This window comes from Staphylococcus sp. 11511212, from assembly GCF_011394755.1.
In the GTDB taxonomy this organism is placed as follows: Bacteria; Bacillota; Bacilli; order Staphylococcales; family Staphylococcaceae; genus Staphylococcus; species Staphylococcus chromogenes.
This window is the reverse complement of sequence record NZ_JAANBQ010000002.1, coordinates 1-11965: the sequence shown is the minus strand read 5'-3', so window position 1 is coordinate 11965 and position 11965 is coordinate 1. Positions and strand designations below refer to the sequence as shown.

Annotated in this window: 13 protein-coding genes; 12 read left to right on the top strand and 1 reads right to left on the bottom strand. The window is 35.5% G+C overall.

Annotation, left to right across the window (positions count from 1 at the left end):
- The first annotated feature begins 324 nt into the window (after positions 1 to 324).
- The 3 genes from G8Y84_RS00375 (at position 325) to isaB (ending at position 2813) form a co-directional block, all read left to right on the top strand.
- Entirely contained in the window at positions 325 to 1155 is an 831-nt protein-coding gene (locus G8Y84_RS00375; RefSeq protein WP_105996892.1) for a CPBP family intramembrane glutamic endopeptidase, read from the top strand.
- A gap of 70 nt (positions 1156 to 1225) precedes the next feature.
- Positions 1226 to 2092, top strand: a complete 867-nt coding sequence (locus G8Y84_RS00370; protein WP_199791646.1) for an alpha/beta hydrolase — start codon at positions 1226 to 1228, stop codon at positions 2090 to 2092.
- 223 nt (positions 2093 to 2315) lie between these two features.
- The gene (gene isaB / locus G8Y84_RS00365) at positions 2316 to 2813 is read left to right on the top strand and encodes an immunodominant staphylococcal antigen IsaB family protein (RefSeq protein ID WP_103159643.1); all 498 of its coding nucleotides are present in this window, start codon (positions 2316 to 2318) and stop codon (positions 2811 to 2813) included.
- Positions 2814 to 2914: 101 nt separating this feature from the next.
- Here isaB and G8Y84_RS00360 read toward each other — a convergent pair whose 3' ends face one another.
- Entirely contained in the window at positions 2915 to 4354 is a 1440-nt protein-coding gene (locus G8Y84_RS00360) for a 6-phospho-beta-glucosidase (protein ID WP_165806039.1), read from the bottom strand.
- Positions 4355 to 4509: 155 nt separating this feature from the next.
- Here G8Y84_RS00360 and G8Y84_RS00355 point away from each other — a divergent pair, with 155 nt between their 5' ends.
- The 9 genes from G8Y84_RS00355 to deoC form a co-directional block, all read left to right on the top strand.
- Positions 4510 to 5214 (top strand): GntR family transcriptional regulator, encoded by a 705-nt coding sequence (locus G8Y84_RS00355; protein ID WP_037577369.1) that lies wholly within the window; start codon positions 4510 to 4512, stop codon positions 5212 to 5214.
- A 150-nt stretch (positions 5215 to 5364) separates the two neighbouring features.
- Complete coding sequence (locus tag G8Y84_RS11300) at positions 5365 to 5832, top strand: hypothetical protein (protein WP_232160195.1); 468 nt, start codon at positions 5365 to 5367, stop codon at positions 5830 to 5832.
- Positions 5833 to 5842: 10 nt separating this feature from the next.
- The gene (locus G8Y84_RS00345) at positions 5843 to 6046 is read left to right on the top strand and encodes a helix-turn-helix domain-containing protein (protein ID WP_182465431.1); all 204 of its coding nucleotides are present in this window, start codon (positions 5843 to 5845) and stop codon (positions 6044 to 6046) included.
- A gap of 349 nt (positions 6047 to 6395) precedes the next feature.
- Positions 6396 to 7499, top strand: coding sequence for a DUF418 domain-containing protein (locus G8Y84_RS00340; protein WP_037577364.1), 1104 nt, complete (start codon positions 6396 to 6398; stop codon positions 7497 to 7499).
- Positions 7500 to 7524: 25 nt separating this feature from the next.
- The gene (locus G8Y84_RS00335) at positions 7525 to 8265 is read left to right on the top strand and encodes a CPBP family intramembrane glutamic endopeptidase (protein ID WP_157946244.1); all 741 of its coding nucleotides are present in this window, start codon (positions 7525 to 7527) and stop codon (positions 8263 to 8265) included.
- Positions 8266 to 8505: 240 nt separating this feature from the next.
- Positions 8506 to 9243: a GntR family transcriptional regulator gene (locus G8Y84_RS00330; protein WP_233655908.1), complete on the top strand. Its 738-nt coding sequence runs from the start codon at positions 8506 to 8508 to the stop codon at positions 9241 to 9243.
- 245 nt (positions 9244 to 9488) lie between these two features.
- Positions 9489 to 10196 (top strand): purine-nucleoside phosphorylase, encoded by a 708-nt coding sequence (deoD, locus tag G8Y84_RS00325; protein WP_103159636.1) that lies wholly within the window; start codon positions 9489 to 9491, stop codon positions 10194 to 10196.
- Between the two features lie 12 nt (positions 10197 to 10208).
- Complete coding sequence (locus G8Y84_RS00320; RefSeq protein WP_103159635.1) at positions 10209 to 11567, top strand: MFS transporter; 1359 nt, start codon at positions 10209 to 10211, stop codon at positions 11565 to 11567.
- Positions 11568 to 11579: 12 nt separating this feature from the next.
- The coding region (gene deoC / locus G8Y84_RS00315; protein WP_165806038.1) for a deoxyribose-phosphate aldolase at positions 11580 to 11965 on the top strand (386 nt) is incomplete at its 3' end.

Genomic DNA, 11965 nt, shown 5'->3' with positions numbered 1-11965 from the left:
AAGAATCTTTATAATTATCACAAAGGACGACTTCATAAGTATATTTCGTGAGATAAGATTGAATTAAATGTGCTAACTGTGCATCATCTTCAATCATAAAAATTTTATAAGCCGTTCAAAGACCTCCTTTAAAATATAAATTTAGAAAAAATAAATAATGAAAATAGGAGATGTAGGTTAACTCAACAATTAATTTTATTTGAATGATGTATTTTAAACTTATTGTTTTCCAAACTATACTATATGATTATAATATAGTCCATTTGGTTTTAAACATAGGGCTTAATACCGATTTGAAATGAAAATATTTAATGGAGGAATCGTATGAAGTGGATTAAAGTGCTTTGTTTAGTGATTATTGGCTTTTTAATTATGGCGCTCGGTCAAGCTGTAGCGTCTATTTGGGATGTCTTTATACCCTATTACGGGATTGGTGCGTTGCTCTTCGGAATAACATACATACTCGTCTCATTATGGATGATAAGACTTATTATTAAGAAAGTATTTAAAGAAGATTTGGTAGATTATCGTATCACCCCTTTTAAATGGAATAAAACTGCATTTTTGATTGCGCTCGCATTACCCATAGGCATTTATGCGGTGTATATTTTATTTGTGCCAGGGGAATGGATTACACATTTGAATGGTTCGAATAGTGAGCTATTGAACCAATTAAGCTGGAGCATTTTTGTCAATGCAATGGGCGCGGCAGTGGTTGAAGAATGTATATGCAGAGGCCTACTGATGGGATATATTGAAAAGCAATGGAATATACAAATTGCTATTATGATGACTTCGGTATTTTTTGCCTCGATTCATTTGTTGAATGGCGTCTCGGATTTTTACGATGTGTTACTTTTATTAATGAGTGGGAGTCTAGTAGGTTTCATGTTTGGATTGTTAGTTTACGTTTTTAAAACAATATGGGCGAGTGTAATCGTTCATTTCTTTTGGAATTTATTCCAAGTGATACAATTCTCGACTAATCCACATGAAGCGGCACCCTTAATCTATCTTATGAAATTACAGGCGCGGTGGATTACTGGAGGCGATTATGGCATTGAAACGTCTGTCATCTCTATTTTGGGGTATCTTATGGTGATTATGATACTCATGTTTTATTATTTCAAACAACGTGAGCAACGCATCCACTAAGTAGTCGTAAAGGTATTTTATACTTTGTTCCGATATAATAATGACGTAAATGAAGAATAGAGGTGGATATGTGAAAAAACGAATAATCGGACTATCAATCTTACTAGTCGCCGTCTTAATTATTGCCGTTATTGCGGTGAGTCTATTTCAAAAGCGTACCCATTGGGAGGAACAAAACAAAAAGCAATATGTTCAAGCGCCCACACCGACACTCTTTTTACATGGCTATGGGGGAACCAAAAATTCGATGAAATATTTAATCAACCAAGCTGAAGCGCGAGGCGTCACAAAAGACATTGTGGTGGCTCATGTTTCAAGAGATGGGGATGTTACGTTTGATGGAAAAATCTCAAAAGGGGCGACAAATCCAATCGTTCAAATTGTGTTAGATGATAATACGCAGGGAGATTTAAACGAAAATGCGTTGTGGATTCGACAAGTTTTAGAAAAACTGCAACACGATTATCATGTAAAGCAGTTCAATTTCGTAGCCCATTCGATGGGGAATGTCTCTTTTGCGCAATATATGGTCGAGTATGGTAGGGACACCTCTTTACCCCAATTGAAAAAAGAGGTAAATCTTGCTGGGACATTTAACGGCGTCCTTGGAATGAATGAGGAGGTCAACGAGATTCAAGTTGATCGTAACGGAAAACCAAGTGATATGAATCCACCCTACCAAGAATTTATGCAGTTGAAATCTATTTATAAAGATAAAAATATTGATGTTTTGAATATGTATGGTGATTTGTTAGATGGGACACATTCAGATGGACGTGTGTCTAACAGTTCTTCAAAATCTTTAAAATATTTGCTTGGCGATAGCCCCAAAAGTTATCAAGAAGTGAAATACGAAGGCAAAGAAGCCCAACATAGTGCACTTCATGAGAATGAAGAAGTGGCCCAACAAATGATTCGCTTTTTGTGGGAGAAATAATAATCACCTTTTATTCAAAGAATTGAACTCTGGTAAATTATCGTTGTGATGACTTATCAGAGTATTTTTATTTAATAAAATAATACTTAGAGGACGCATAATAAATAGGGTTTCAAAATTTGGGACTAAAATAATATAAAAAAATTTTCGTAATAGTATTGTATTATTTGTAACCTTAATGTAATGTAAAGGTGTAATTTAACTATTTATGGGAGGTGATAAAATGTATAAGGTTGCAAAAGTATTTTTAGCTACAAGTATTTTAATCACAGGAGTATCTTTTACTGCATTGCCAACGGAATCTAATGTCGCTCAAGCCGCTGTTACACCGTACTATACTTACAATGGTTACGCAGGATACAATGCGAAATTTGTCACTGACAAAACTTTTATTAATGCATTGAGATACAACAACATTACAATGAACAACGTGAAAGTCGACGCTAAAATTAGAAAATTCGAAGCAAGTAACGATTATTTCTTCAAGAAAAAATATGATCAAGTCATTGAATACATTAATCACAAACCAACTGCTATTACATTTTCAGTAACGAACAAATCCTTAAAATTATCTGATGTGAAAAAAGCTTATGCGAAATATCAAATGTCTTCAGATAAGGTTCATCGTGCAATCATTTACAATGTGAATGGTCAACAAATCAGTTTTGTTTATAACGGTAATGATGTCACAAGTGTGATTATCGGTCGTTATCATTCATAGTCAAAAGAAGAAGCCATCGACAAGAGCGTCGGTGGCTTTAATTTTTTGATAAATATCCAACTGAAAGTAAATTAAAACAGATGTTTTATTCTAAGGCGTGGTTATAAGTTTTGCCCATTTGAATCAATGACATCGCGATACCAATAGAATGATTTTTTTCTAGTGCGCTTAAGGGTCCCCTTACCGTCATTATCTCGGTCGACGTGAATGAGGCCGTAACGTTTTTTCATTTCACCGGTTGTAAAAGAGACACAATCGATGATGCCCCACGGGGTGTAACCTAACACATCAACGCCATCCATATCGATAGCTTCAATTATGGCTTGGATGTGTTGACGCAAATAATTAATGCGATAATCGTCATTAATCTGTCCGTTATCATCCATCTCATCCACAGCACCTAAGCCATTTTCAACGACAAATAAAGGGATTTGGTAGCGATTAAATAAGGTATTTAGAGTGTAACGTAAGCCTATAGGGTCAATCGCCCAGCCCCAACTGCTTTTTTCAAGATAAGGATTAGGTACAGAATTTAGCAAGTCACCGAAAACTTCATGTTCATTAGAAGTTAGGGTTTTGTGATGTTGAACGGTTGTAGACATATAATAACTAAAGCCGATAAAGTCTACAGTCCCTTCTGCCAATATTTCTTCATCACCTTCAAGGATGCCGATATTATATTGCTTATGTTCAAACATTTTTTGAGCGTAATTTGGATAATAACCTCTCACTTGAACATCAGGGAAGAAGAAGCGCAATCGGTTATTGATTTCAGCTTCCATCATATCTTTAGGATGACAAGAATAAGGATAGATAGGCACATGAGAAATCATATTGCCAATTTTAAAATTTGGATTAATCGATTTTCCCACTTTTACCGCAAGTGCGCTCGCAATCAATTGGTGATGTGCGACTTGATACATCACTTCCTCTGGGTTTTCGTCCTCCTGAAGTAATACACCAGCATTGGTCCAAAGATAAATAGGATGGCGTGTCTCCATTTGATTATTAATTTCATTAAAAGTCATCCAATACGTCACTTTATGTTGATATCTTTCAAAAACGACTTTCGCAAATTTAACAAAGTGATGAACCACTTCACGACTTCTAAAACCTCCATATTCCTGAGCCAAATGGAGAGGCATTTCAAAATGTGAGAGCGTGATCACTGGCTCGATGTGATGTTTCAGAAGTTCATCAATCACCGCATCATAAAATTGAAGCCCTTCTTCATTAGGTTCCTCTTCATCGCCATTCGGGAAAATACGTGTCCATGCGATAGAAGTACGAAGACATTTGAGATGCATGTTCGCAAAAAGTGAGATGTCTTCTTTATAGTGATGATAAAAATCAATGGCCTCGTGATTAGGATAATAAAGATGGGGGTGAATCTCTTTTGTGATTTGACGCGAAGTCTCATGAGTTCCTGACGTCATAACATCGATTACACTTAATCCTTTTCCACCTTCACGATAGCCCCCTTCAAATTGATTGGCAGCGAGCGCACCGCCCCATAAAAAGTCTTTGGGTAATTTGGACATAAAAGTCACCCTTTCATAAGTTAAATTCGTAATCTTTAATTAATCATATACATTATAATTGTACCGGTACAATTTGTAAATTCGGGTAGTGTTATTTTTAAGAGGAAAGTCAGTGATATAATAGGAGATAACTCAATAAAAGTGAGGCACTTAAAATGTTAAAGTATGAAGAAGTTGCGCTTAAAATAAGAACATTATTAGAAAATGGAATATACAAAACAGGTGAGCGCTTACCAAGTCTAGAACAATTGAAAGCAGACTATCATGTCAGCAAAAGTACCGTAATAAAAGCGCTCGAAATATTAGAAAAAGAAGGATATATTTATCAATCTCGTGGAAGTGGCATCTTTGTCAGAAGTCCGAAAAGATCAGGATATATTAATTTATTTACGAGTAATGGCTTTACAGATGATTTAAAAGATCATCGAATTACAAGCCGTGTCATTGAAGTGTGTGAAATCAAGACACCAAATACTGAATTACAACAACGACTTCATTTAACAAAACAAGAAACAGTCTATTATGTTCAGCGTGTACGTTATATAGATGAGAAAGTTTTATGTATTGAAAAGTCTTATTTTCGCCGTAAGCTCATCCCTTATATGAGTGAAGATATTGCCAAAGGCTCTATATTTCAATATATAGAAGACAATTTGAAGATAAATATTGGTTATTCAGATATTTATTTTCAGATTAGTACACTCAATCAGGAGGAAGCCCTCTTACTTAATCAAACGGATGGCGCACCAACATTACGTTATGAACAAGTCTTTTATACACAAACGGGCGTGCCGTTTGACTATAGTCAAATTGTGTTTGAACAATCAAGCGCAAAGTTTTACATACCGTCGATTAAATAACGATTATATTAAAACAATAATCTGGTTATATGGGGGGAGATAGTAGACAGCTACATTTTGATTATTTACTGTTTTTCGATAAAAATTATTGATATTCGATAAATAGATTGCTATAATTTTATTGAAAAACGATAAAAGTGAGTGATTGAAATGAACAAAAAAGCGTTGGTCTTGATATTATTGTATGTAGTGGTCATGTTTTTAACGGTTTTAACATCTATTCTTTCTATATGGGAATACTATAAACTGATAGGGAAGCCATTCTTTGAAGTTCAATGGAATTATCAAGTTTATGCTTTATTGTTTGTTCTTCAATTATGCTTATTCATTCTTATAGGTATATTGACATTAAGACTGTTTTTAAAAGTGTATAAAAACTTTGAATTTATTGATAAGCATTACTATTCTATTGTGGGGGTTGCTCTAGCACTGTTTATTTATGGTGTTTTACCAAATTTTATTTCCTTTACTACAATCAGTGGAAAATACGTGGAAGTTTTAAACAGTCATCAAATGACGAATACACTTGTGCTAGTGATGGGCATCGCTATGTTTGTTTTATCTGTCATTTATGAAAAGTCTCAGAAAATCAAAAAAGAAAATGAGCTAACGATTTGAGGTAAACGTGATGATAAAAATTAAACTAGACGAAGTGCTTAAAGACAAAAATGTATCATTAACCGAGCTGTCAGAAGCGGTAGAGATCACGATTGCTAATTTATCAATTTTAAAAACCGGTAAAGCAAAAGCGATTCGTTTTAGTACGCTTGAAGCCATTTGTAATTATTTGGAGTGCCAACCGGGGGATATTATTGTTAATGAAAAGAATTGAAGGAAATTTTATACTAGCCGTCTCTATTTTATAAAATGAGTGATTATACTTGTCCCTTGAAATTGTAAATGATTATTTCAAGGGATATTTATTTTGAGCTACATTTAATTTTAAATCTTTCTTAATTCACGCGCTTTTTTAGTCATGTCCCTTTATACTTAATTCAAGCGTTGCATTTACGTTTTTGTATATGAAAGTGTTAATTCGTTACGAAATATATTGAATCAAAAAGATTTAATTTTCTATTGTGATGAAAAGACGTTTCGTGTATAATCCGTAATTATTACGATTTATAATTAAGGTTTTTAATTTTATAAAAAGAGGGCTGATTAATATTAAAGAAAGAATTATGAGCTTAGACGTGATGCGAGGCATCAGTTTAATGGGAATCTTATTTATGAATGCGTTAGGAGTGCATTATTTCACTGTATTTGATGCACCGTTCCAGGTTTACAAAGATTCGTGGAGTCAGTTTTTATATAAGCTGAATTTAGTATTTATCCAAAATTCGTTCTATCCAATTTTTGCTTTTTTATTTGGCGTGGGTTTGGCGATTATGTTTACTAATATGACGAAAAAAGGGATGAAACCTGGCATAGTCTTGTATCGTCGTGTCCTTGCGATGCTAGGGTTTGGGCTTATTCACGGTTATTTCTTATATAATGGTGATATTTTACACACGTATGCTACCCTTGGATTAGTTGTTATACTATTTTTATTTGTACATCATCGCTATGCGTTGATGGTCTCTATAGGCTTATTACTCTTGAATTTCTTACTGTACGTGTCATCACTATTCAATGAGCAGGCGACGAAGTTAATTCCATTCAATCGTAATCCACACACCACAGAAATTTTGCAAAGTGGGCACATTTTGGAGATTATTAAGTGGAATATGAATGAATTTAACCATGTTAACACAGTGCTGAGTCTCGGTAATTTCTTTGCAGGTATTTTAACTGTTTTTCCTTTTATTATGCTAGGTACGTGGGCCTATCGTTTCGGGTTATTTGATAAAATGCGTCGTCACTTGAAGGTTATTTCGGTGATCAGTGTGATGGCCATAGTCATTGGTATTTTCATTAAAATGCAATCATTTGATGTGATTGGCTCTGCAATTGCACCACAAATTGTATTTGTCGGTGGTACGTTTATGGCTATTGGTTACTTCTGCCTCGTGACGTTATTATGTCAGTTTCCAAAATCAGCAAAAGCGTTAAATCCTATGGTGGCTGTTGGTAAATTAGGATTCACAGTGTATATTACGCAAAGTGTCATTTTGTTCTTTGCATTTTACATTTTAAGATTGTACGGTACGATGACGATAAGTCAGGTTTATCTTCTTATTATCGGTGTGATTATACTTCAAATTGTCGCTTGTAATATATATATGAAATTTTATAAGATGGGACCACTGGAATGGTTATGGCGTAAAATCACATATTTAAAATAAATACAAAAAAGAAAGTGGGATGCACATGAAAAAGCATTATTTATTTTTAGCGCTTTATATGTTTGTCATGGGTTTAGGTTTGATTGTAACGAAACACGTATTCAATACGTCATATGAATCAGAACACTTTGGACAAACCTTTTTGCCGTTCATGACAATACTCGCCGTTATGTCTGTCATTTATGGATTACGTAATAAATCAACATTAGCATTAGCGCCTACCAAAAAGCATGGATGGTTGTTCATTTTACCATTTATTACAATTACGCTACTTTGGATTTTGACAATGGTGGATAATGCCAATGCGGGTCTGATGTTTGTTTTGGCAATGATTGATGCGATCTTGATTGGTATTGCAGAAGAAGTTGCATTTAGAGGCATTATTTTGGGTGGATTGGCACAACGCATAAAACCCCTCTATGCTGTATTGTTATCCGCTATTTTATTTGCAGCATTACACCTATTAAATGTTCTTGGTGGTGTGACGTTGAGCGATGTCTTGAACCAAATGCTATCAACATTCTTGATGGGTATCTTTTTAGGTGCTGTGTACATCTATACACGAAATATCTTTTATCCAATCTTTTTCCATTTTGCTTGGGATTATGTTTTCTTAAATAATGGATTAGGTGCTGTGTCCTTTGCGCCAATGTTATTTATTGGCACAGTAGTGTTAGAAGTTCTTGTTATTGTTTGGATTCTATGGAAAATGAGACATGTTCAAACACTTGAGCCGAAAAGTGACGTCACAGCTATCAAACAATAAATACAAAAAATTGTTCATTACACTAACAATGAAGGCTTCAAGATTCTTTCGAATTTTGAAGCCTTTTTTAAATTATCTCAAATCATCACATAGCCATATCTAATGATACGTATGTGAAAGAATAACGTTTTTAATAAGTGCTATTTTATAAATCGTGGATGTTATGAAAACATGTATGCCATTTGGAACATCTTATTGTATGATAAAGGAAGGAAGAGTATATGTAATGGAGGTCATGTCGTGACACAATCACAACCAAAGTTTCTAAACATTTATAATACATTGTACGAAGAGATACAAATGGGGAAATTTCCAGGGGGACAAGCTTTGCCGACAGAAAAAGCACTCTGTGAACGATTTGGTGTGAGCCGTATGACGCTACGTCAGGCGATAAAAATTTTAGTGGAAGATGGTGTGATCGAAAGTATTCGCGGAAAAGGACACATTGTCATTCCGAAATTAAAAGGCCATCATGCGTCCAGTGTGACATTACTCCAACATCCATTGCATCAAATGTCACGTCATGCGATGACGCTAGAGTCTTTAAATTATCGTGTGGATCTAGAAAGTGAGTACACTAATCATCTATTTCCAGATCATCCTTCTGCAGTGATTGCGATGGAACGGTATTATTTTCAAGAAGGGAATACGACAACTAAAGCTGATGCCCTTTGTTTTACGTTCATTCCGCTCAATGTGATTGATACATTTCAAGTAAAGACACAAAGTGAGCGCCAAATGAAAACTTTTGTTGAAGAAACGGTGTATGCAAGTGCGTACCAATCGGATTTAAAATATTCCATCACGAAAGCACCGATGTTTAAAAATCATCAACATGTTTTCGAAGGGGGCCCTGCTTGTTGGCTCGTTGTGGAGTCTATTTATGGCAATCATGCCAGTCCCATTTTAGTGAACAAATGGTATTTACCGCAAGATCATTTTGAAATTATCGTGTCACGTGTCCGTGATGAGTACTAAATTAGACAACTTTAAATAAATTAGACAAATATTATGGTAAAAGAAGTGTTGCTGAACCTTAAGCAAGACTTCTTTTTTGTTTGCAATGACTGGATGATTAAGCCATATATGGAAGAAATGGTGTAACAGTGATGTTCTTAAAGTTGTCATATTTTAAATATTGAAAGCGCTATCTTTATATTGTAAGATATATGTGGTTAGACAATTAGACAAATTAATAGACAAATTAACTGGGGGTTTTTAAGATGAAAGCAACACCACATATTAAGCCGATGAACGATGTAGAGATTGCCGAGACAGTCTTATTACCAGGAGACCCATTACGTGCGAAGTTTATCGCAGAAACGTATTTAGAAGATGTTAAACAGTTTAATACTGTCCGTAATATGTTTGGCTATACAGGGACTTATCAAGGGAAAAAAGTGTCCGTGATGGGTTCAGGTATGGGAATTCCTAGTATTGGGATTTACTCATACGAACTGATTCACACGTTTGGATGTAAAAAATTAATTCGTGTCGGTTCTTGTGGCGCGATGCAAGAGGACATTAATTTGTACGATGTCATCATTGCACAAGGAGCTTCTACAGATTCCAACTACGTAAATCAATATCAATTGCCAGGCCATTTTTCACCGATTGCTTCTTATAACTTATTAGAAAAAGCGGTCAATACAGCACGTGAAAAAGGGACAACGTATCATGTCGGTAACATTTTATCGAGTGATATTTTCTACAATGCAGATGAAACAGCGTCTCAACGTTGGATGCGCATGGGCATTTTAGGAGTAGAAATGGAATCTGCCGCATTGTACATGAATGCGACATATGCTGGGGTTGAAGCTTTAGGTATTTTTACAGTGAGTGACCATTTGATTCGTGAAGAATTCACTACACCAGAAGAAAGAGAACGTGCTTTTACAGACATGATTGAAATCGCACTTTCTTTAGCTTAAGGGGGAACAAAGATGGATTATGTCAAAGTCAAAAGAGCCGTACCGATTCTATTATTTTTATTCGTTTTCAGTTTAGTCATTGATAACTCATTTAAGTTGATTTCGGTCGCGATTGCTGATGATTTAAATATTTCTGTCACAACAGTGAGTTGGCAAGCAACTCTTGCAGGCTTAGTGATTGGGATTGGGGCTGTAGTTTATGCCTCTTTATCCGATGCCATCAGCATTCGTACATTATTTATTTATGGGGTTTGTTTAATTATCATCGGTTCGATTATCGGTTACGTCTTCCAACATCAGTTTGCGTTTGTGCTTGCAGGCCGTATTATTCAAACAGCGGGACTTGCCGCAGCGGAAACGTTATATGTCATTTACGTCGCAAAATATTTATCGAAAGATGACCAAAAAACATATCTCGGTTTAAGTACGAGTAGTTATTCCTTATCTTTAGTTATCGGAACTTTATCAGGAGGCTTTATCTCTACCTATTTACACTGGACAAATATGTTTTTAATCGCATTAATTGTCGTATTCACATTGCCATTCTTATTCAAACTATTACCTAAAGAAAATTCGGTGAACAAAGCGCATTTAGACTTTATTGGATTGGTACTCATCGCAACAATTGCGACAACAGTGATGCTATTTATTACGAATTTTAATTGGTTATATATGGTTGGCGCGTTAATTGCGATTGCGGTATTTGCGTTTTACATTAAAAATGCGAAACACCCGCTCGTGGATAAATCATTTTTCCAAAACAAACGGTATGCTTCATTTTTATTTATCGTATTTGTGATGTATGCGATTCAACTGGGCTATATTTTCACATTCCCATTTATTATGCAACAGATTTATCACTTTGAACTTGATACAACATCATTATTGCTTATACCAGGCTATCTTGTGGCGGTCGTGACAGGGGCATTGAGTGGTAAAATTGGTAATTACTTATCATCAAAACAAGCCACGATTACGGCGATTACCTTAATTGCGTTAAGTTTAATCTTGCCGGCATTTACAGTCGGTCAACATGTATCTATCTTCGTCATTTCAATGATTTTCTTTGCGGGTAGCTTTGCATTAATGTATGCGCCATTGTTAAACGAAACGATTCGTACGATTGATGTCAATATGACCGGCGTTGCGATTGGTTTTTACAATCTTATTATCAACGTTGCAGTGTCCGTGGGAATTGCGATTGCAGCCGCATTGATTGACTACCAAGCATTGAATTTCCCAGGAAATACAGCACTTGAGTCTCATTTCGGTATTATTTTACTCATCCTCGGTCTGATGAGTATTGTCGGACTCGTCTTATTTATCGTCTTAAATCGTTGGACAAAATCAGAAGTAAATAAAGAAATTTAAGGAGCATTCAAAATGAATTTTGAAAAATATATTGATCACACATTATTAAAACCTGAATCGACACGCGACCAAATCGATCGCATTATCGAAGAAGCGAAAACGTATCATTTTAAATCCATTTGTATTAACCCAACACACGTGGCTTATGCCCACGACAAATTAGCGGACTCAGACGTCCTCGTTTGTACCGTGATTGGGTTCCCCCTTGGCGCATCGACGAAAGAAGTCAAAGCGTTCGAAACGAAAAACGCCATTGAGAATGGGGCTGATGAAATCGATATGGTCATTAACATTGGCGCCTTGAAAGACGGGCGTTACGACGACGTTCAAGCCGACATTGCTGCGGTAGTGGAAGCGGCCCAAGGGAAAACAGTCAAAGTGATTATCGAAACAGTCTT

Bases quoted from the DNA above. Each gene is read 5' to 3' on its own strand.
- G8Y84_RS00375 (WP_105996892.1), top strand. From the start codon at position 325: ATGAAGTGGATTAAAGTGCTTTGTTTAGTGATTATTGGCTTTTTAATT.
- G8Y84_RS11300 (WP_232160195.1), top strand. From the start codon at position 5,365: ATGAACAAAAAAGCGTTGGTCTTGATATTATTGTATGTAGTGGTCATG.
- G8Y84_RS00345 (WP_182465431.1), top strand. From the start codon at position 5,843: ATGATAAAAATTAAACTAGACGAAGTGCTTAAAGACAAAAATGTATCA.
- isaB (WP_103159643.1), top strand. From the start codon at position 2,316: ATGTATAAGGTTGCAAAAGTATTTTTAGCTACAAGTATTTTAATCACA.
- G8Y84_RS00335 (WP_157946244.1), top strand. From the start codon at position 7,525: ATGAAAAAGCATTATTTATTTTTAGCGCTTTATATGTTTGTCATGGGT.
- G8Y84_RS00355 (WP_037577369.1), top strand. From the start codon at position 4,510: ATGTTAAAGTATGAAGAAGTTGCGCTTAAAATAAGAACATTATTAGAA.
- G8Y84_RS00340 (WP_037577364.1), top strand. From the start codon at position 6,396: ATGAGCTTAGACGTGATGCGAGGCATCAGTTTAATGGGAATCTTATTT.
- G8Y84_RS00320 (WP_103159635.1), top strand. From the start codon at position 10,209: ATGGATTATGTCAAAGTCAAAAGAGCCGTACCGATTCTATTATTTTTA.
- deoD (WP_103159636.1), top strand. From the start codon at position 9,489: ATGAAAGCAACACCACATATTAAGCCGATGAACGATGTAGAGATTGCC.
- G8Y84_RS00360 (WP_165806039.1), bottom strand. From the start codon at position 4,354: ATGTCCAAATTACCCAAAGACTTTTTATGGGGCGGTGCGCTCGCTGCC.